Origin of the sequence: Arthrobacter sp. NPDC058288, from assembly GCF_042880995.1 — a bacterium.
GTDB lineage: Bacteria > Actinomycetota > Actinomycetes > Actinomycetales > Micrococcaceae > Arthrobacter.
Genome location: NZ_JBHVYH010000001.1, coordinates 1,403,751 through 1,424,358, shown reverse-complemented (window position 1 = coordinate 1,424,358; position 20,608 = coordinate 1,403,751). Strand labels below are relative to the sequence as shown.

Here is a 20,608-nt window from a genome sequence, read left to right as displayed (position 1 = left end):
CGCTCCGGGCGAAACTCCGGCGCGGAACAGCACGTGTACATCCGTGAAGCCACGGACGCCCTGTTTCACTTCTCCTGTCTGATTTTTCTAGCGCAAGGCTGTGTCTATCCGATGTCGTACCAGAACTGGGGCCCGCAGGACATCACCGCGCCCCGGAAATCCGAGCTTCCCGAAGTGCCGGTTGAACGCGGCATGGTGCTGGAAGATGTGCAGTCAGGCTGGGTAGGCGCTGTTACGAGGGTGGAAAAATCCGGGGGCATGCATGTTGTTGCCCTGGAGGACCGGCGGGGCAAATCACGCACGTTCCGGCTCGGCTACGGGTTCCTCCTGGAGGGCGTGCCGATCCGGCTCATGCCCCCGGCGCCCCGGCCGCAGGCGGCCTCCGCCGGATCCGGCCGGACGGCCTCCGGTTCCGTGCGTGTTGCAGGGCAACGTGCACAGGTGGCCAAGGCCAGCCGCATCTGGGTGGAAGGCAAGCACGACGCCGAACTCGTGGAAAAAGTCTGGGGTGACGACCTCCGGGTGGAGGGCATCGTCGTCGAACCCTTGCACGGCATTGACGACCTCACTGCGGCGGTTGCCGCGTTCCGGCCCGGCCCCGGCCGACGGCTGGGGGTGCTGGTGGACCACCTGGTTGCCGACTCGAAGGAATCACGGATTGCCGATGCTGTGATGGCGTCCCCCGGCGCGGCCGGCAACGTGCTGATTGTGGGCCACCCCTACGTGGACGTGTGGCAGGCCATCCGGCCCGCTGTCCTCGGAATCGACGCGTGGCCGGTCATCCCCCGGGGCGTGGATTGGAAAACCGGCATCCTGACCGCCTTCGGCTGGCCGCATGAGACCAAGGAAGATATCGGCCTGGGCTGGCAAAAGCTCCTCGGGGCAGTCCGCAGCTATGCGGACCTGGAGCCGTCCCTGCTGGGCCGGGTGGAAGAGGTCATCGACTTCCTCACCGTGCCGTAGGCGCCTGTTGAACTCTCCGAATGCACTCCCGACCCAGTATTCTTGATACGGCGGTTGTTGCTGTTGAGGCAGTACCGCTTTTCCGGGAACCACCGCACCACTGCAATCCGAAGGACGACACCGTGGCAGAAGACGCACGTGAACAACGGGACACACAGGCCGGCCATGGCCAGCCCCAGTATCATGGCGTTCCCGCCAACGCCCTGCCGCTGACGGCCAACGAAGACCGGCAGTGGGCAACCCTCGCGCACTTCGGCGGCATTCTCGGGTGCGTTCCGTCGCTTTTGATCTACCTGATTTTCAAGGACCGCGGACCGTTCACCGCACAGGAATCAAAGGAAGCCTTGAACTTCACGCTGCCTCCCACGATCGCCGCCGTCATCTGTAACATCCTGGTGATGCTGCCGGTGGTGGGTAACATCTTCGCAGTGCTGGCCACGCTGATTTGGATCGCCGTGACGTGCTTCTCGGTGGCGGCCGGTATCCACGTGAACCGCGGTCAGCCGCACCGCTACGACTTCAACCTGCGCTGGATCAAGTAGGCGGCAGGGTCGCTCAACCCGCTGCGCCAGTTGACGGGCGGGTCCAGGTAATCGCCGGCTCCGCCGCCTAGTCGGGCAGGATTCTTCTGACCACGGCGTCGGCAAGGAGCCTGCCCTTCAGGGTGAGGACGAGCCTGCCCTTGAATGCCAGCGCGGGATCCACCAGGCCATCGGCAATCAGTCCGGCAACGGCGTGCCGCCCGGACTCCCCCAGCCCGGACAACTCGAGGCCCGTGCCCAGCCTGGCCTCAAGCATGACCCGCTCTATGTTCCGGGTTTCCGCATCGAGCGTTTCGCGGCCCGCCGCCGGCGACACACCGCCGGCCAGCCGCCCGGCGTAGGCTGTCGGGTGCTTCACGTTCCACCAGCGGACTCCGCCGACGTGGGAATGGGCCCCCGGCCCGATCCCCCACCAGTCATCCCCGCGCCAGTAGGCCAGGTTGTGCCGGCAGGCCTGTTCCGGCGTGCGTGACCAGTTGCTGACCTCATACCAGGCGAGGCCGGCGGCGGTGATGAGCTCGTCGGCCAGTTCGTACTTGGCCGCGTGGTCGTCGTCATCGATTCCGGGCACTTCACCGCGGCGGATCTGGGCGGCCAGTTTGGTGCCGTCCTCCACGATCAGGGCGTACGCACTGATGTGGTCCGGGCCGTAGGAGAGGGCTGTCTCAAGGGAGTACCGCCAGTCTGCCAGCGACTCCCCCGGCGTTCCGTAGATCAGGTCAAGGCTCACGGCGAGGCCGGCGTCCCTGGCCCACTGCACCACCTGCGGCACACGGCTGGGCGTGTGGGTGCGGTCGAGGACTTTCAGGACGTGCGGAACAGCCGACTGCATCCCGAAGGAAACCCGGGTGAAGCCGGCATCCGCCAGGAGCTGCAGCGACTCCGGTGTGACGGAGTCCGGGTTGGCTTCGGTGGTGACCTCGGCGCCAGGCTCCAGGCCCCACTGCGCTACCGCCGCGGTCAGGATGCGGGCCAGGTCCTCGGCGGGCAGCAGCGTTGGTGTGCCGCCGCCAAAAAAGACCGTGCCCAGCCGGCGTTCCGGCAGGCCGCTGCCTTGCAGCGCCTTGGCGGCAAACTCCACCTCAGCGATGGCCGTGGAGGCGTACGCGTCCTGGGACGCGCCGCCGCCGAGCTCTGTCGCGGTGTAGGTGTTGAAGTCGCAGTAACCGCAACGGACGGCACAAAAGGGAATGTGGACGTAGAGGCCGAATCGGCGCTGCCCGGCGCCGTCAGCGGCCTGCGCGGGCAGCAGGCCGTCCGACGGCGCGGGGTCGCCCAGGGGCAGGACGCTAGGCACGGGTGCGGCCTCCGGAGGTTAGGGCCACCATCATCACTACTTCTTGGCCTTGTCCTTGGATTCGTCCGTGGTGAGCGCTGCGATGAAGGCTTCCTGCGGGACCTCGACGCGGCCCACCATCTTCATGCGCTTCTTGCCTTCCTTCTGCTTTTCCAGCAGTTTGCGCTTTCGGGTGATGTCACCGCCGTAGCACTTGGCCAGGACGTCCTTGCGGATGGCGCGGATGCTTTCGCGGGCGATGATCCGGGAGCCGATCGCGGCCTGGATCGGCACCTCGAACTGCTGGCGGGGAATGAGTTCACGCAGCTTGCCCGTCATCATCACGCCGTAGGCATAGGCCTTGTCCCGGTGGGTGATGGCGCTGAAGGCGTCCACTTGTTCGCCCTGGAGCATGATGTCCACCTTGACAAGGTCGGCAACCTGGTCTCCGTCGGCCTTCCAGTCCAGCGAGCCGTAGCCGCGGGTCTTGGACTTGAGGATGTCGAAGAAATCGAAGACGATTTCGGCCAGTGGCAGGCGGTACCGGATTTCCACGCGGTCCTCGGAGAGGTAGTCCATGCCACCCATCACGCCGCGGCGGCTCTGGCACAGCTCCATGATGGCGCCGACAAACTCGTTCGGCGCCAGGATGGTGGCGGACACCATCGGCTCCCGGACTTCCGCGATTTTTCCGGTGGGGTATTCGCTGGGGTTCGTCACATGGACAACCCGCTTGTCTTCCAGGGTCACTTCGTATTCCACGTTGGGGGCGGTGGAAATCAGGTCCAGCTTGTATTCGCGTTCGAGCCGTTCACGGGTGATTTCCAAGTGAAGCAGCCCGAGGAAGCCGACACGGAAGCCGAAGCCCAGTGCGGCAGAGGTTTCCGGCTGGTAGACGAGCGCGGCGTCATTGAGCATCAGCTTCTCCAGCGCATCGCGGAGCACCGGGTAGTCCGTGCCGTCCAGAGGGTAGAGACCGGAGAACACCATGGGCTTGGCGTCCGCGTAGCCCGGGAGTGATTCGGAGGCAGGCTTGGCAAGGTTGGTGACGGTGTCGCCCACCTTGGACAGGCGCACGTCCTTCACACCCGTGATGAGATAGCCTACTTCGCCGACGCCCAGGCCCTTGGAGGGGGTGGGCTCCGGCGAGCTGACCCCGATCTCGAGGAGTTCGTGCGTGGCGCGGGTGGACATCATCTGGATGCGTTCGCGGGGGTGCAGCATGCCGTCCACCACACGCACGTACGTGACCACGCCGCGGTATGTGTCGTAGACCGAGTCGAAGATCATGGCGCGTGCAGGAGCGTCCGGGTCGCCCACGGGTGCCGGCAGATCGCGCACGATCTTGTCCAGCAGGACTTCGACGCCCATGCCCGTTTTTCCGGAGACGCGCAGGACCTCGTCGGGGTCCCCGCCGATCAGGTTGGCGAGTTCCTCGGCATACTTTTCGGGCTGGGCCGCGGGGAGGTCGATCTTGTTCAGGACCGGGATGATGGTGAGGTTGTTCTCCATCGCCAGGTACAGGTTCGCGAGGGTCTGCGCCTCGATGCCCTGGGCCGCGTCCACGAGGAGCACTGCACCTTCGCAGGCGGCCAGCGAACGGGAGACCTCGTAGGTGAAGTCGACGTGCCCGGGGGTGTCGATCATGTTCAACGCATAGCTGGTCCCGTCAACTTCCCAGGGCATGCGTACTGCCTGGGACTTGATGGTGATGCCGCGCTCACGTTCGATATCCATGCGGTCCAGATACTGGGCCTTCATGTCGCGGGACTGAACGACGCCGGTGTACTGCAACATGCGGTCGGCCAGAGTGGATTTACCGTGGTCAATGTGCGCAATGATGCAGAAGTTCCGGATGATGGCCGGATCTGTTGCGGCGGGCACCGGGGCGGTGCGGGCCATGGGAGACACGCAGGGTCCTTACTGTTGGCATTTCCGCGGCTGTGCTCAGGACGGCCGAAGCCGTCGCGGGACCTGCCGCACGTGAACTTATAGTGTCCCACGTCCTGCCGCCACTCGGTGCATTGTTTGCGCACCCTGCCTGCGGGGGGCGGACCGCGGGCCGCGAAAGAACCGTTCCCGGCGGTCGAAGTATTGTTGCAGGATGGCATTTAATCTCCGCTCACTCGGCCGGGCTGTCCGCACTGCTTTTCGCCTTTTGGAAGGGCGCCCCGCCGCGGGTCGACCGGCCCGCCCGACGCCCGTTCGTTCGACCCCCGTCCGCCCAAAGCAACGGCAGGCCGCTCCAGGCGTCCTCAACGGAACATACCCTGGCGACTTCAAGGGGACCGCGAATATCAAGTACGCCCCCTCCCCCAACGGCAAGCCGGAACCTGGCGAAGTCGTGTGGACGTGGGTGCCCTACGAAGAGGACCATTCCCAGGGCAAGGACCGGCCCGTGCTTCTGATCGGCAGCCGAGGGCAATACTTGCTGGGGCTCATGCTCACCAGCAAGGACCATGACCAGGACCGCCGGATTGACGACAGCTACGTGGACATCGGGACAGGCAGCTGGGACGGGCAGCGCCGGCCCAGTGAGGCCAAGCTGGACCGCATCATCCAGATCAGCCCGGCGGACATCCGCCGGGAGGGCGCCGTCCTGGACCGGAAACGGTTCGACGACGTCGCCTCGGCACTGCGCGGGCTTCACGGCTGGAGCTGACGCGCGTCCCGCACGCGAAGCACGACGTCAGCGGCAAACAGCAGCAGTGCAGAGCGTCTGCTATTATTGACAGCTGTGTGTCCGTGCAGGTCGACGGCCACTGATGGTTGGCCGCCATAGGTATCCCCACGCCGCTCAGTCAATGGCCAACCTGAAAGCCCTCTAGACCATTTCCGCATTAAAAAGAGAGTTCACACGTGGCTAATATTAAGTCCCAGAAGAAGCGCATCCTCACCAACGAGAAGGCTCGCCTGCGCAACAACGCAGTCAAGTCGGAGCTGAAGACGGCCATCCGCGCCGTCAACACCGCCGTTGAGTCCACCGACAAGGATGCCGCTGCTGCTGCGCTGGTTGCTGCAAGCCGTAAGCTGGATAAGGCTGTCAGCAAGGGCGTTCTTCACAAGAACAACGCTGCAAACCGCAAGTCGGCGATCTCCAAGAAGGTCAACGCACTCTAAGGTTTTCCAGTTCACCTGAACTGATGATCGTGGCCGGCACCCCCTAGCGGGGTGCCGGCCACATCCATTTAACGGCGGGAGTCGGCGACCGCAGGTAGACAGTGGCGGTGCTGAACCGCCCCCAGCCTGTCCGCAGCTAGTTGCGGCGGACGGACGTTGCAATGACGGTAACAGCGTGCTCCACCGCGTAGACCGGATCCCGGGAGAGGCCTTTGACCTGGGCGTCCGCCTCGGCAGTCACCTGGATGGAGCGGACCAGGCCTTCAGGCGTCCAGCGCCGAACGTCCCGCTGCGCCTGTTCCACCAGCCACGGCTGCATGCCAAGCTGGCGCGCGATCTGGGCCGATGACCCCTGCGCGCCGGCTACCTTCGCCACCGTACGGAGTTTGGCGGCCAGTGCTGCCACGAGCGGAACAGGGTCCGCCCCCGTCGCAAGGGCATGCCGGAGCGTGGAGAGTGCCAGCGGAGCGTTCCCGGCCAACGCGGCGTCCGCAACTTTGAAGGCTGTTGCCTCGATCCGCCCGCCATAGTAGCGGTCCACCATGTCCGTATCCACGGCCGTAGCTGCATCCGCGATGAGCTGGCTGCAGGCGGCGGCGAGTTCCGACAAGTTGGCACCCACCGCATTGACCAGCGCATGGACGGCTTCCGGCTCGATGCGGCGCGACGCGGCCTTGAATTCCGCTGCGACGAATGCGGACTTGTCCGCATCCTTCTTCAGCGGCTGACAATCCACCACCGGCCAGCCGCCGGACTTGATGGCATCGAGCAGCTTCTTGCCCCGGACTCCGCCGCCGTGGCGGACCACGAGGACGGCGTCGGGTTCAGGGTCTGCCAGATATTTGAGGGCGTCCGCGAGGAAGGCATCGTTCATGGCCTCCGCGGACTCCACCTCGATCAGCTTCGATTCCCCAAACAGCGAAGGGCTCACGACCATCGCTAGGGACCCGGGCTCGTAGCTGCCTGCATTAAGCCTGGTGATTTCGACATCCGGCTGGGCTGCGCGGACCTGTGACCTGATGCGGTCCAGGGCCCGGATGCCTAGGTATTCCTCCGGGCCACCGACCAGCACCACACGCGCCGGAGTCACATCGCGCCAGGTGGCTGTCGCTGACGTCGCCGGCTTGGATCGTGCTTTTTGCGCAGCCGCCACTCTTGGTTCCTCCCGGACATCGGATTAATACCTCTAAGACTCCCACGGTGGCGGCGCTCATCCAAGCCGGTGAATCGTGGCAGCAGTTCCAGCACATTAGCGGTCTTTCGATGAGCTGCGAGGACCAGTGTCCAGACGGCACGCGGGTGGAGAACAAGCCACAGCAGCAGCAGCGTGGATGCGGAAAAGGCCAGCATGGTGGCCGCACCGAACGGTCCTTCAGGCCAGGGAAGGGCAGCGCCGGGCAGGCCCGCAAAGAACCTGGCAATGGCCGCGACTCCGGCCGAGCAGCCACCGGCAACCGCCATGGGAAGCACTGCTGCCCACGGAGCCAGCGGTTCGACGGGCACGGCGGCGGTGCCGAGGATGGTCACCGGTGCCACAAGGGGCGCCGCCACCATGTTCGCCAGCAGGGCGTAGGACGAAAACTGCGGCTGCAGCAGCACGATCGCCGGACCGCAGAAGAGCTGGGCAGAGAGCGGAACAGCAAGGCCGGCGGCCAGCCAGCGCGGCACGACCGGCGGAAGCCACTCCATGATCCGCGAGCCCGCGGCGACGATGCCGAGGGTGGCCAGCACGGACAACATAAAGCTGAAACTGGTCCCGAGTGCCGGATCGGCCATGAGGAGTCCGATCACGGCCAGGCACAGGAAGCTGAGGCCGCGTCCGGTCCGGCCACCCGACAAGGACACCAGGCCGATCGCCCCCATGAGCGCAGCCCGAAGGACGCTGGCGTCAGGACCCACCATCAGGACGAAAAGGACCAGGCCGGCGAGGGCAGCCGCAGCGGCAGGAGCCCGGGGCAGGCGGATGCTTCGGGCAGCCAGCAGCAGCGCGCCCAGGATGAGGCTGCAATTCGCCCCGGACACTGCGGTCAGGTGGGTCATGCCCACAGCCTTCATGGCAGTTTCAAGCTGGTCATCGAGGTAGCTGGTGTCCCCTGTGACCATTCCCGGCAGGAGGCCGCGGGCGTCGCCACCAATCCATTCCGCAGCCTCTGCAAACCCGCTGCGGAGGGCGCCGGGTCCTTCCTGCCATGCGGAGGGGGCATCCGTGGTGGCGGGGCCGGTGGTGGCGGACAGGGTACCCGCCGGCGTTTGGCCGGCGTCGGCCGGCCTCAGCTTTCCCGTAGTCCGGATCCGCTGTCCGGGGACCACATGCTGCCAGTCTCCGCCGCCCACGATCAGCAAGCGGGCGTCACTCCGGATGAGCCCGCCGTTGGCAGTGACCGCATATGCGGTGGCTTCAACCGCCCACCGGTCCGACCCGGCGCGGCCGGGAATCTTTAGCTGGCGCGGTGTCCCCGCGATCTCCGCCTCAACCACCACAGCGGAGCGCGCCGCGACTGCATCCGCTACGGGCCCGTCGTGCTTCTGGGATGCGGCGACCGCCGAGTGGGACGCGATGGCGGCCGACAGCACTGCGGCAATGGTGAGGGTGGTCAGGAAGCTCCGTGGCGCCCGGCCGCCATCGTGGCACCGCAGCCAGCGACGGCGGATCGCAGCAAACAGCACCACGGCTGCCAGAAGCAATCCCGCAATAAGGACGCCGAGCGCCGGTGGCGGCAACCAGACGCCGGCGACGGCGGCGGCCCAGGCGAGGAGGGCGGGGGGCACAAGGCGAAGGTCGGTCCGGCGCTGCGGCCCGTCGCCGGTTGCGGATCTGTCAGGTCTTCCTGTTCCTTGGACCCGCCCTTCAGGTCCGGGAAGCAGTCGTACCGCGAGTAGATCCCGCAGGCCGGACGCCGTCCGCGGGACGATGCCCCTCACTCCGGCCGCGCGGATGTCCGCAGCCCGGCGGACAGTAGACGGGTTTTCAGCAGCGCGAGGAGGTCGGAGGGTCCTGCCTTCTTCACCCCTGACCGCTGCGTCGACGAAGCGATGCCACGGACTGACCTTCGCCACTTCAGGACACCCGCACCAGTGGGAGCAGCGTTTCCAGCATCTTGGGGCCAACGCCGTCCACCGCGTCGAGTTCCTCAACGGTGCTGAACCGGCCGTGTTCCTTGCGCCAGTCAACGATGCGCTGCGCCAGGACGGGTCCCACCCTGGGCAGCGCACCGAGTTCCTCCGCGGACGCGGAATTCAGGTCGATCTTCGCGCCGTCCGCTCCTGTTTGGCCGGACCCTGCGGCGGCGGACGCCGCGTCACCCGATCCCCGGGCGCCCGAACCGGTGTCGCCTGCTGCCGCGCCGGAGGCATCCGCCGGTTCCCCGATCCGCGGTACGTGGATCTTCTGGCCATCGCTAAGCACAGCGGCGAGGTTCAAGCGGTTCAGGTCAGCCCCGTCCGCACTCCCACCCGCCGCGGCTATCGCCTCGTGGACGCGGCTGCCCTCCGGGAGTTCCACAACTCCCGTCCGGTTGACAGCCCCCGCAACATGCACCACGATCCGGGAATCCGATGCTGTATCCGAAACCCCTTCTCCCGCAGCGGGGCCGCCGGATTCCCGCGGTCCAGCGGGATCTGGTCCGGGCTGCCCGCGCGCCTCCTGACTGCTGACGTCGCTCAACGGAACCACGTGCGGACGGCTGGCGGCAACATCCCACCAAAACCAGCCGCCCAGCAGGGTACACATCGTTGCCACCAGCACCGCTACGCGCAGTCCCGTGCGCCACCTGAATTTCGCGGGCTCATGCGGCCCGTCGACGACAGCGCCGTCAACGGCACCAGGTGCCGCCCTCGCACCGCCGCCATACGTGAATGTCCCTTCGCCGGGACCTCCGGCGCCCTGCTCCAGAAGCCCCGGCAACCCTGCGTCCCCGGTTCCGGGCCTGTCGCTACTGTCGCCGCCGCCGGAGGACCCTAGGGTGGTTGTCAGGCGCCGCCGCGCACGGCTGGCCGCGGCAGGGACTCCCGCTTCCGCGTTCCGGCGTGACATAACCACCACGCTAGGCAAATGGACGCGGCGCAGACAGCACGAATGACTGTATGTGGAAAGCGCCGTGGGCGGCTTTTTCCGCCGCTCCCCGGCCGGCCGGCTACTTCTGGTAGGTGATATACGCCTCGTACTGGACCCGCCACGACGCCGGTGCCTTGGGGTCGGGAACAGTCGTCGTCAGGAACTGGACGCTGGTCACCTGGCCCTTAAGGTACTTCAGCCAGTTGGTGACTTCTTCGGACACGTCCTTGTCGAACTGGGCAACATGGTGCACCTGCATTGTCATGGGAGCCTCCTTGCTTGGTGGGGAGACTGTACTACCGGCACAGCTATCGGACCAGAGGGGGTTCCTTCTGCGGAGTACTGCTCTCCCCCACGATCACGGCCAGGACCCCCAGTCCCGCGTGGGCAGCGAGTACGGCCGGGAGCGAACTGATCTGCGCCGCAGGGACTTCCGGGAGCGCAGCCGCCAGCCGGGCCGCAAGCTCCGCTGCCTCACCGGGATTGCCGAAGTGGTGGACTGCCAGCCGGGCCTGGCCGGCGGGCCGCGCCGCGGCGTCGGCAACCACGATTTCCTCAAGGCGCGCCACAGCCCTCGCCGCGGACCTGACCTTCTCCAGCGGAACGATCTTCCCGTCATCCACAGCGAGGATCGGCTTGATGGCGAACATGGTTCCCCAGAGGGACGCCGCCGCTCCGATCCGGCCGCCGCGGCGCAGCTGCTCCAGGCTGGGGACATAGAAATAGACTTTGGTGCGGGCCATCCGGTCTTCGGCGAAAGCACGCACTTCGGCCGCGGGGCGGCCGTCCGCTGCCGCTACCACTGCGCTTTGCACGCCCATTCCCAGCGCCATCCCAACGGTCTTCGAATCGACCACCTCCACGGGGATGTCCACACGGGACGCAGCAAGCCTGGCGGAATCGGCAGTGCCGGACAGCGCTCCGGAAATATGCACGGAGACCACCGCCTCGAAGCCGCGTCGCAGCGCCGCAAGATAGGCCTGCTCGAACTGGCCGGGTGACGGCCGAGACGTCTTGACCGGCATACCGGTGGCCAGCGCCACCGCGATCGTCTCGGTGATGTCGTCTTCGCCCTCGCCGTAGATCTCCGCCCCCACCATCACCGGCATGGGCACCACCGTCAGCCGGCCGTCGGCGGCGAAGTCCCTGACCCAGTCCGCAGGAAGCGCGGCGGCGGAATCGGTCACCACCGCGGTACGCACGACGGCGGCCGGAACCACGGCTTCCGGCGCAGCCCCCGGCCTGGAAACCTGCCGCAGCCGGACAAGCCGTTCCCTAAGCCACGGCCAGCCGGCCGGCTCCCGGTCGTTCACGGCGTCTCCCTGCTGCTGCGGTCAAACATCACGGCCGGCCGCCGGCGATACCGGCGGCCGGTGCCCGGGCTAGGCCGGGACGATGTTGACCAGTTTAGGGGCACGCACGATGACCGTGCGGATATCCCGCCCGTCGAGGACGCGCTGGACGTTGTCCGATGCGAGGGCCAGTTCACGCAGCTCGTCCTCGCCGATCCCCGGGGAGACCTCGAGGCGGTCGCGGACCTTGCCCTGGACCTGGACCACGGCGGTCACCGTGTCCTGCACCAGCAGTGCTTCGTCGTGCGCGGGCCAGCCGGCGTTCGCCACCGAGGCGGGGTGCCCCAGGACGTTCCACATGTCCTCGGCCGTGTACGGCGCGAAGAGGCTCAGGATGACCGCGACGGCTTCCACTGCTTCGCGGACCGCGGGGTCCGCCCCGCCTGCGCCGGAAGCTGCATCTATGGTCTTTCGCGTGGCGTTGACCAGCTCCATCAATTTAGCCACCACCACGTTGAACTTGTTGCTGTCCAGCAACGCGGCGGCGTCGGCGATGGTGCGGTGCGTGACGGAGCGCAGTGCCCGGTCTCCCTGCGCGGGATCCGTGCCGGGCGCGCTGGTGACGTCCTGCGCGAGGCGCCATGCCCGGGCCAGGAACTTCGCAGAGCCCGACGGCGAAACGTCCGCCCAGTCGACGTCGTCCTCCGGCGGGGAGGCGAAGATCATGGTGAGGCGCACGGCGTCGACGCCGTACTTGTCCAGCTGCTGGCCGAGGTCCACGCCGTTGCCCAGGGACTTGCTCATGGCCTTGCCCCCGTTGAGAACCTGGCCCTGGTTGAGCAGGGCGCTGAACGGTTCGTCGGCCTCGATCATGCCGAGGTCGTGGATAACTTTGGTGAAGAACCGCGCGTACAGCAGGTGCAGGATGGCATGCTCCACGCCGCCCACATACTGCCCCACGGGCATCCAGTCATTGATCTTTTCCGGGTCGAAGGGGCCTTCGGTGTACTGCGGCGACACGAACCGCAGGAAGTACCACGAGGAGTCTACGAACGTGTCCATGGTGTCGGTGTCGCGCTTGGCGGGACCGTGGCAGTTGGGGCACTCAACGTTGACCCACGCCTCGGCCGCGGCCAGCGGGGAGGTGCCCTTCGGGGACAGGTCTTCGCCGCGCAGGTTGGCCGGCAGGGTGACGGGCAGCTGGTCGTCGGGGACAGGAACTTCGCCGCAGGCAGGGCAGTGGATGATCGGGATGGGTGTGCCCCAGAAGCGCTGGCGGCTGAGCAGCCAGTCACGCAGGCGGAAGTTGACGAACTTTTCGCCCGTGCCCTGCTTCTCCAGCATGTCGATGGCCGCCGGGATGGCCTCGGCCTTGGGCAGGCCGTCGAGAACGCCTGAGTTGATCAGGGTACCTTCCCCTGCGGTGGCCGTTCCGGTCACCGCGGGATCGTCCTCTCCCGTGTCCAGGACGGCGCGGACCGGCAGGTCGAAAGTACGGGCGAAGTCGAGGTCGCGCTGGTCGTGGGCCGGGACCGCCATGATGGCGCCCGTGCCGTAGTCGGCCAGCACATAGTCGGCCGCCCACACGGGCAGCTTCTCGCCGTTGAGGGGGTTGACGGCGTAGCGGCCGGTGAAGACGCCGGTCTTCTCGCGCTCGGTGGACTGGCGTTCGATTTCGGACAGTGCCTTGACCTGTTCGCGGTATGCGTCCAGGGCAGCAGCGTGTTCCCCGGTGACCAGTTCCACGGCCAGCGGCGCGTCTGCCGCGACCACGAAGAAGGTGGCGCCGTAGAGGGTGTCCGGGCGCGTGGTGAAGACGGTGACATCCTTGGCCGCCTTCTCGCCTGCCGCCTCGATGACGAAATTGACGTGGGCGCCTTCGGACCGGCCGATCCAGTTCTTCTGCATGGCCAGGACGCGCTCGGGCCAGTGCCCGCGCAGTTCGTCCATGTCGTCCAGCAGGCGGTCGGCGTAATCGGTGATCTTGAAGTACCACTGATTCAGGGACTTCTTGGTGACGGGGGTGCCACAACGTTCGCAGGCACCGTTGACCACCTGTTCGTTGGCCAGCACGGTCTGGTCCTTGGGGCACCAGTTGACCGGGGAATCCTTGCGGTAGGCCAGGCCGCGCTCGTAGAAGCGCTTGAACAGCCACTGGGTCCACCGGTAGTACTCCGGGTCCGAGGTGTGCAGGCGCCGGGACCAGTCCGCCGAGATGGCGTAGCGCTTGAAGGACGCTGCCTGGGTGTCGATGTTGGCGTAGGTCCACTCACTGGGGTGTGCGTTGCGCTTGATGGCGGCGTTCTCCGCGGGCAGGCCGAACGAGTCCCAGCCGATCGGGTGCAGGACGTCGTAGCCCTTCTGGCGCAGGTAGCGCGCGACGACATCGCCCATGGCAAACGCTTCAGCGTGGCCCATGTGCAGGTCGCCCGAGGGGTAGGGGAACATGTCGAGCACGTAGCGGCGCTCACGCGAGCCGTCGTCCAGGGGCGTGAACACCTTGAGGTCTTCCCACACCTGCGGCCATTTGGCCTCCATCACGGCGAAGCTGTAGGTGCCCTCCTCGGGACCTTCCGTCGCGACTGCTGCTGTTCCGGTCTCTGTCTCCGGCTGAACGCTCACTGCTGCCCTCTTCTGTTCTGTACCGCATTTCGTACGGCCCGGGCTTTCTGTTCAGCCCCGGCCCCCTAATCCCCTACTGCCGGCCCCGAAGGGCTCCAGACACACAAAAGCCCCTCGACATGGAGGGGCTGCCGCGCGGTAATCCGAGTTTTTTCCGGGATACCGGGCGGCTAGCTAAGCAGAAGGATCGCACGCATAGAACTACTTTAGCGCACCTGCACCGCCCGCTAAACGTAAGTCGCCACGAGCGGCTGAAAAGCTGACAGATGAGTTGATGGCAGCCGCACCTCGCCCGGGTGTGGTGGGCACCCGTGGGGGCCCACTGCTGCGAGGGCCCCGACACGAGCTTGCGAGTGTTGGGAGCAGCAGGGGACGGGCGGGGCAGGTGCGGCTGCCATCAACGACAGGTCAGGCTACTTCACGTCCTCGTCGACCCAGTCCATGGATTTGGTGACGGCCTTCTTCCAGAGACGCATCTGGCGCTCCCGCTCGGCGTCGTCCATCTGCGGTTCCCAGCGCTTGTCTTCGGACCAGTTGGCCGAGCACTCGCCGAGGTCCTTCCAGAATCCGACAGCCAGTCCGGCGGCGTAGGCCGCACCGAGGGCGGTAGTCTCCACAACCTTCGGCCGGATCACCGGAACGCCCAGGATGTCCGCCTGGAACTGCATCAGGGCGTCGTTGGCAACCATGCCGCCGTCGACCTTCAACTCAGTCAGCGGAACACCGGAGTCCGCGTTGACGGCGTCGAGCACCTCACGGGTCTGGAAGGCGGTGGCCTCCAGAGCCGCACGGGCAATGTGGTTCTTGTTCACGAAGCGAGTCAGGCCGACGATCGCGCCGCGGGCGTCCGACCGCCAGTACGGTGCGAACAGCCCGGAAAACGCCGGCACAATGTAGACGCCACCGTTGTCCTTGACCGAGGCTGCGAGAGTCTCCACTTCCGGGGCACTGCTGATGATGCCGAGGTTGTCCCGTAGCCACTGGATCAGGGATCCGGTGACGGCGATGGAGCCTTCCAGCGCATAATGCGGTGCAGCGTCTCCCAGCTTGTAGCCCACGGTGGTCAGGAGGCCGTTCTTGGAGTGGACGATCTCCTCGCCGGTGTTGAAGATCAGGAAGCAGCCCGTTCCGTACGTGTTCTTGGCTTCGCCGGCATCAAATGCCGCCTGGCCGAACGTGGCCGCCTGCTGGTCGCCAAGGATGCCGGCCACCGGCGTTTCACGGAGCAGCTGGGAGGTGTGCACGGTGCCGTACACCTCGGACGAGGACTTGATCGCGGGCATCATGGACGCCGGAACGCCGAAGGCGTCCAGGATTTCCTGGTCCCAGGACAGCGTGTCGAGGTCCATGAACATCGTCCGGGAGGCGTTGGTGACATCGGTGACGTGCACGCCGCCGTCCACTCCGCCGGTGAGGTTCCACAGCACCCAGCAGTCCGTGTTGCCAAAGACGAGGTCGCCGGCTTCGGCCTTGGCGCGTGCGCCTTCCACGTTGTCCAGGATCCACTTGATCTTGGTGCCGGAGAAGTACGTGGCCAGCGGCAGGCCCACCTTCTGCTTGAAACGCTCCGGTCCGCCGTCCTTGGCCAGTTCATCGACAATGTCCTGGGTGCGGGTGTCCTGCCAGACGATGGCGTTGTATACGGCCTCACCGGTTGTCTTGTCCCAGACAACGGCCGTTTCGCGCTGGTTGGTGATGCCGACGGCGGCAATGTCGTGCCGGGTCAGGTTCGCCTTGGACAGGGCCGAGGCGATGACCTCGCGGGTGTTGTTCCAGATTTCGGCGGGGTCGTGCTCCACCCAGCCGGCCTGCGGAAAAATCTGCTCGTGTTCCATCTGGCCGGAGGAAACAATGCTGCCGCTGTGGTCGAAGACGATGGCGCGCGTGCTGGTGGTGCCCTGGTCGATGGCGATTACGTACTGGTTCATGTTGACGTCCTTGTCTGTTGTCTGAAGGGCTTGACGGAGGTGATGAAATGCGGGGGGATCAGGAAGCTGCCGAGGCGATGATCGGCACTACTGCTGCGACGGCGCCGGCCAGGGTACCGCCTACCAGCGGCCCGACCACCGGGATCCAGGAGTAGCTCCAGTCGCTGGAACCCTTGCCCTTGATGGGGAGCAGAGCGTGCGCAATGCGGGGACCGAGGTCACGGGCCGGGTTGATGGCGTAGCCGGTGGGACCGCCGAGGGACACGCCGATGCCCACGACGAGCAGGGCCACTGCGAGCGGGCCGAGGCCCGAGGGGGTGCCGCCGAACGTCAGGATGACGAAGACGAGCACGAACGTGCCGATGATCTCGGTGATGAGGTTCCAGGGAGTGGAGCGGATGGCAGGGCCGGTGGAGAATACAGCGAGCTTGCTGGCGGGTTCCGGTTCGGCGTCAAAGTGCTGCTTATGGGCCAGCCACATGACCACGGCCCCCAGGAAAGCACCCGTGAGTTCTCCGCCAAAGTAGGTCAGTGTGGATGCGAAGTCGACGCTGACGCCGGGAGCATACTCCGCCTTGCCGTTGACCAGCAGACCAAGGGTCACAGCCGGGTTCAGGTGCGCGCCGGACCTGGCGGCGACATAGACACCGGCGAAGACCGCGATGCCCCACCCCCAAGTGACCATTAGGAATCCGCCGTTGTTGCCCTTGGTGCCTTTGAGCGCGACGTTTGCCACAACGCCGCAACCCAGCAGGGTCAGCATTGCGGTTCCGAATACTTCGGAAAGAAAAACAATTCCAAGAGACATCTTTGACTCCTCTATTTTCTGTTGTCAGCCCCTCGCGATTTGAAGGGCTGTTGGGCCGGCAACGTTGTTGCGTTGCCGGCCGGCTGCTGCGCCGGCTGCTCCTCCAGCGGAACCGCGCAGCCCTTGCGCCCGGGCAACTCCTCCCGGGCACGCAAGCTTTCTAAGCAACCAGGCTGTGGACCTGGACGCCGTGGAAGCGTTCGAGCACCTCCTGAGCTTGATGGATTTCGGCTGTCCTGGCAGCGGCGTCCCATCCCAGCGGAGCAGCGAGGACGTCTGCCACCTCGTTGAGGAGTTCGCCCGTCACCAGTCCGCGGAAGGCCAGGGAGGTGCGCCGGATCAGCACATCGGCGAGGTGTCCCACCTGTTCGTTCCGGGCCATGAATTCCAGTTCGCGGACACTGAGTTCACGGGTGGAGTGCAGGAGCCGGTCAGGGCCGCCATCGAGGTAGCGCAGCACCTCTTCGGCGCGGGTCCCGTAGCGGGTCAGCAGTCCGGAGATCCGGTCAGCATCGCGGCCGGCGGACATGTGGGCCTTGATCCACTGTTGAACTCCGGCCTCGCTGTCCGGGAATCCGGCTCCGCCGCCAATGGCGAGTTTCGCCGTCGAGACTTTCCGGTCCAGGCCCAGTTCCTTGAGCACGTCGTTCGTCAGGTGTTCGGCCAGCGCCCGGAATGTTGTCCATTTGCCGCCCACCAGGCTGAGTACGACGGCGCCGCTGCCGCCGGCGGCCGCTTCCTGCCCCCCGGCCCTGCGTTCGATGCGGTAGTCGCGGCTGACGAACCCGGGCTGGGTGGCGTCGTGCTTCGGCAGCGGGCGAACACCGGCGAAAGTGTAGACAATCTGGTCCCGATGCACCGCGACGTCCGGGAAGACGTGGCCGATCAGGTCGAAGAAGTAGTCGATCTCGGCGTCGGTGCAGACGGCGTCCTCTGCCATGTCCGCGTCCACGTCGGTGGTGCCCACCAGGACACGGTCGCCCATCGGGTAGATGAGGACGATCCTGCCGTCGGTGTGCTCGAAGAAGATTTCGCGGCCGTTGCAGGCTTCAAGCAGCTCCGGGTGGTCCAGCACGATGTGCGAGCCCTTGGTGCCGCCCATAAAGCTGGATGCGGCGCCCATGGCCTCGTTGGTCAGGTCCACCCACGCCCCCGTGGTGTTGACGATGACGTCCGCCGTGAAGTCGAAGACTTCGCCAGTCAGTTCATCGCGCAGCTGGACCGTGCTGCCGCCGGTAGGTCCGTCCGACGTGCCGGCAGCGCCTCCCATGGCGACGAGCGAAAGGTAGTTGCTGGCCCGCGCGTCGCTCTGGCCGCTGACGCCGGCCTTCTCGCCGTCCTGGAGCACGTCCAGGGTGAGGCGCTCGGGGTTGTGGACCGAGGCATCGAAGTAGGTGGCCGCATATTTGATGCCGGGGTGCAGCCGCGGCAGCTCCGCCAGCGCGCGTTTCCGGCCACGGAACTGGTGCCGCGGCACCGTGCCGCCGTCGCGGGAGAAGAAGTCGTACATGCTCAGGCCGAGCTTGATGAGAAAGGCGCCGCGTTCCTTGGGCCTGCCCTGCTGCTTGTGGGTGAGGAACCGCAGCGGCGCTGACAGCACACCGGAGAAGGTGCTGAAGATGGGGATGGTGGTCTGGAGCGGCTTGACGTAGTGGGGAGCGATGCGCAGGAGCCTGTTGCGTTCGACGACGGATTCCTGGACCAGCCGGAACTCACCATTTTCCAGGTAGCGGATTCCACCGTGGATCATGTGCGACGATGCACCACTGGCCCCCTGGCAGTAATCCCCCCGTTCAACGAGCGCAACGTCCACACCCTGCAGCGCCAGGTCGCGAAACGTGCCGACTCCGTTGATCCCGCCGCCGATGATCAGGACTTGGGCGCGGGGCCGCTTACGCAGGCTCTGCACTGATGACCGCTGGCGGCTGGAAGCCGGATGGCCGGATGAATCGTTGGTTCCCAAATCTGCTCCTTTGGGTTTGGTCCTGTGCGGCGCGCCTCACAGCGCGGCGCCGTTCATCACTATTGTTTGGAGTAATGGAAAATGGAGTCAAGCACTATGCACAAACGTGCAGAACGGAAGCCGAATGCCGCGCTCACGCCACTCAGAAGCCCTCAGGGCTGCACAACTGTATTACCTTCAGGACCTCACGATGGACGCCATAGCCAGGGAGCTCCGGACCTCCAGATCCACGGTTTCCCGCCTTCTTTCGGCCGCCAGGGAGACCGGCCTGGTCCAGATCCAGATCCGCAATCCGCTCGACACCGGACCGGAATTGGAGAACATGATCCGCGCCCAATACCGGGTGGATGTTCACGTCGTTCCGGTAGTGGACACCCTGAATGAGGCGGAAACCCTTGACAGGGTGGCCATGCAGGCTGCAAGGACCATCGGACCGCTGGTCGACTCCAACGCCATCATCGGTGTGGCGTGGGGTTCCACCCTCAGTGCCGTCAGCAGGCACCTCACCCGGAAGATCACCCACGACAGCGTGATCGTCCAGCTCAATGGCGCAGGCAACATGCAGACCACCGGCATTACCTACGCAAGCGACATCATGCGCAGGTTCGGCAGCGCCTACGGGGCGCGCGTTGAACAATTTCCCGTTCCGGCCTTCTTTGACCACGCAGCCACCAAAACCGCCATGTGGAATGAACGCAGCGTCCAGCGCATCCTTGAACTGCAGTCACGCATGAGCATTGCCATCTTCGGCGTGGGGTCGGTGGACTCCGACTACCCGAGCCACGTCTATGCCGGCGGGTACCTCGACGAAAATGACCTGAACATCCTGGCCAACTCGGACGTGGTGGGTGACGTAGCCACCGTGTTTTTCCGCGGGGACGGATCCTCCGACGGCATCACGCTCAATGAAAGGTCCACCGGCCCTGCCCTGGCGCAGTTGCGGCAGGTCAGGCGCCGGATCTGCGTTGTCTCAGGGGCCTCGAAGATCAACGGACTGCGCGGCGCGCTCGCCGCCGGCCTGGCCACGGACCTCATCCTCGATGAAGCCACCGCCCGTCGCCTGGTCAGTTTTGACGGGCTGTCCTGAGGCCCGTTGCCAGCCCTTCCCGGCCTGTCTCCGAGAGCGAACGGAGCCGAGTCGGTAGAGTCAGTCCTATGAAGAACTCGCCCCGACTAAGCCTCAACAACGGTGTGCTGATCGACCAACTGGGCTTCGGGCTCTACAAAGTTCCCCCGACAGACGCCTCCGGCCTGGTGACCATGGCCCTCGAGGCCGGCTACCGCCACTTCGACACGGCGGCCATGTACGGGAATGAGACCGGTGTTGGCAAGGCTATCGGTGCGCTTGCCGGGTTCGCGGCCGGCGGTCCGGCCGGAGGCTCCGGCGAGGCAGCGCCATCGCTTTCCCGCGAGGATCTCTTTGTCACCACGAAGGTGTGGAACGACGACCATGGCTACGACGCGACCATGCGGGCCTTCGACACGTCCATATCCAACCTCGGCATGGAATATGTCGACCTTTACCTCATCCACTGGCCGTGCGCCCGCCGCGGACTGTTCGCCGAAAGCTACCGGGCCATGGAAACCCTTTACCGCGAGGGCAGGATCCGGGCCATCGGGGTGTCCAACTTCCAGCCCGCCCACCTGGAGCATCTGCTGGAGACCGCCGAAGTCGTCCCTGCAGTGAACCAGATCGAACTCCACCCCTGGCTCCAGCAGGACGAACTCCGCCAGCTGCACGCCCGGCTTGGCATCCGCACCGAGGCCTGGAGCCCGCTGGGCCGGGGCCAGGTGCTTGCGGATCCGGTAGTCCTGGAGCTGGCAACGGCGCACCGGCGGACAGCGGCGCAGATCATCCTGAGATGGCACGTGCAGCTGGGCAATGTGGTGATCCCGAAAGCCAGTTCCTATGCCCGGATCCGGGAAAACCTGGACGTCTTCGGGTTCACTCTGGACCCCGCGGAGATGGCTGCCCTCGCCGCCCTGGAACGCGGCCACCGCACCGGCTCAAACCCTGACGACGTCAACTAGGATTCGACA

17 protein-coding genes are annotated in these 20,608 nt (G+C 65.9%); 6 read left to right on the top strand and 11 right to left on the bottom strand.

What is annotated here, in order from left to right; genetic code table 11:
- The first annotated feature begins 111 nt into the window (after positions 1-111).
- Entirely contained in the window at positions 112-963 is an 852-nt protein-coding gene (locus ACFVWT_RS06805; protein ID WP_390246370.1) for a DUF3097 domain-containing protein, read from the top strand.
- 122 nt (positions 964-1,085) lie between these two features.
- Positions 1,086-1,505 carry a DUF4870 domain-containing protein gene (locus ACFVWT_RS06800; protein ID WP_390246368.1) on the top strand — a complete coding sequence of 140 codons (420 nt, stop codon included), beginning with the start codon at positions 1,086-1,088 and terminating at the stop codon, positions 1,503-1,505.
- 67 nt (positions 1,506-1,572) lie between these two features.
- Here ACFVWT_RS06800 and hemW read toward each other — a convergent pair whose 3' ends face one another.
- The gene (gene hemW, locus ACFVWT_RS06795) at positions 1,573-2,802 is read right to left on the bottom strand and encodes a radical SAM family heme chaperone HemW (protein ID WP_390246366.1); all 1,230 of its coding nucleotides are present in this window, start codon (positions 2,800-2,802) and stop codon (positions 1,573-1,575) included.
- Between the two features lie 36 nt (positions 2,803-2,838).
- Positions 2,839-4,692, bottom strand: a complete 1,854-nt coding sequence (gene lepA / locus ACFVWT_RS06790) for a translation elongation factor 4 (protein WP_200891005.1) — start codon at positions 4,690-4,692, stop codon at positions 2,839-2,841.
- Between the two features lie 193 nt (positions 4,693-4,885).
- On the opposite strand from lepA, the gene ACFVWT_RS06785 reads away from it, so the two are divergent.
- Together ACFVWT_RS06785 and rpsT are read left to right on the top strand one after the other, a co-directional pair.
- Positions 4,886-5,443: a type II toxin-antitoxin system PemK/MazF family toxin gene (locus tag ACFVWT_RS06785; RefSeq protein ID WP_390246364.1), complete on the top strand. Its 558-nt coding sequence runs from the start codon at positions 4,886-4,888 to the stop codon at positions 5,441-5,443.
- 197 nt (positions 5,444-5,640) lie between these two features.
- A complete protein-coding gene (gene rpsT, locus ACFVWT_RS06780; protein ID WP_011692086.1) occupies positions 5,641-5,901 on the top strand; it encodes a 30S ribosomal protein S20 in 261 nt (86 codons plus the stop codon).
- A gap of 136 nt (positions 5,902-6,037) precedes the next feature.
- On the opposite strand, the gene holA is transcribed toward rpsT, so the two are convergent.
- The 9 genes from holA to ACFVWT_RS06735 form a co-directional block, all read right to left on the bottom strand.
- Complete coding sequence (holA, locus tag ACFVWT_RS06775; protein ID WP_390246362.1) at positions 6,038-7,054, bottom strand: DNA polymerase III subunit delta; 1,017 nt, start codon at positions 7,052-7,054, stop codon at positions 6,038-6,040.
- Positions 6,988-8,670: a ComEC/Rec2 family competence protein gene (locus tag ACFVWT_RS06770; protein WP_390246360.1), complete on the bottom strand. Its 1,683-nt coding sequence runs from the start codon at positions 8,668-8,670 to the stop codon at positions 6,988-6,990. Before ACFVWT_RS06770 ends, holA begins: the two co-directional genes overlap by 67 nt.
- A 289-nt stretch (positions 8,671-8,959) precedes the next feature.
- Complete coding sequence (locus ACFVWT_RS06765) at positions 8,960-9,934, bottom strand: ComEA family DNA-binding protein (protein ID WP_390246358.1); 975 nt, start codon at positions 9,932-9,934, stop codon at positions 8,960-8,962.
- 100 nt (positions 9,935-10,034) lie between these two features.
- Complete coding sequence (locus ACFVWT_RS06760; protein ID WP_209744495.1) at positions 10,035-10,220, bottom strand: hypothetical protein; 186 nt, start codon at positions 10,218-10,220, stop codon at positions 10,035-10,037.
- A 43-nt stretch (positions 10,221-10,263) separates the two neighbouring features.
- Positions 10,264-11,268, bottom strand: coding sequence for a DegV family protein (locus ACFVWT_RS06755; protein WP_390246356.1), 1,005 nt, complete (start codon positions 11,266-11,268; stop codon positions 10,264-10,266).
- Between the two features lie 69 nt (positions 11,269-11,337).
- A complete protein-coding gene (gene leuS / locus ACFVWT_RS06750) occupies positions 11,338-13,869 on the bottom strand; it encodes a leucine--tRNA ligase (protein WP_390246354.1) in 2,532 nt (843 codons plus the stop codon).
- Positions 13,870-14,282: 413 nt separating this feature from the next.
- On the bottom strand, positions 14,283-15,797 hold the full coding sequence (gene glpK / locus ACFVWT_RS06745) for a glycerol kinase GlpK (protein ID WP_390246352.1): 1,515 nt from the start codon (positions 15,795-15,797) through the stop codon (positions 14,283-14,285).
- A gap of 58 nt (positions 15,798-15,855) precedes the next feature.
- Entirely contained in the window at positions 15,856-16,605 is a 750-nt protein-coding gene (locus ACFVWT_RS06740; protein WP_209744487.1) for an MIP/aquaporin family protein, read from the bottom strand.
- Positions 16,606-16,765: 160 nt separating this feature from the next.
- On the bottom strand, positions 16,766-18,568 hold the full coding sequence (locus tag ACFVWT_RS06735; protein ID WP_390246350.1) for a glycerol-3-phosphate dehydrogenase/oxidase: 1,803 nt from the start codon (positions 18,566-18,568) through the stop codon (positions 16,766-16,768).
- Positions 18,569-18,692: 124 nt separating this feature from the next.
- Here ACFVWT_RS06735 and ACFVWT_RS06730 point away from each other — a divergent pair, with 124 nt between their 5' ends.
- Positions 18,693-19,655, top strand: coding sequence for a sugar-binding transcriptional regulator (locus ACFVWT_RS06730; RefSeq protein WP_390246348.1), 963 nt, complete (start codon positions 18,693-18,695; stop codon positions 19,653-19,655).
- 68 nt (positions 19,656-19,723) lie between these two features.
- Positions 19,724-20,599, top strand: a complete 876-nt coding sequence (locus ACFVWT_RS06725) for an aldo/keto reductase (RefSeq protein ID WP_390246346.1) — start codon at positions 19,724-19,726, stop codon at positions 20,597-20,599.
- Positions 20,600-20,608 lie beyond the last annotated feature (9 nt).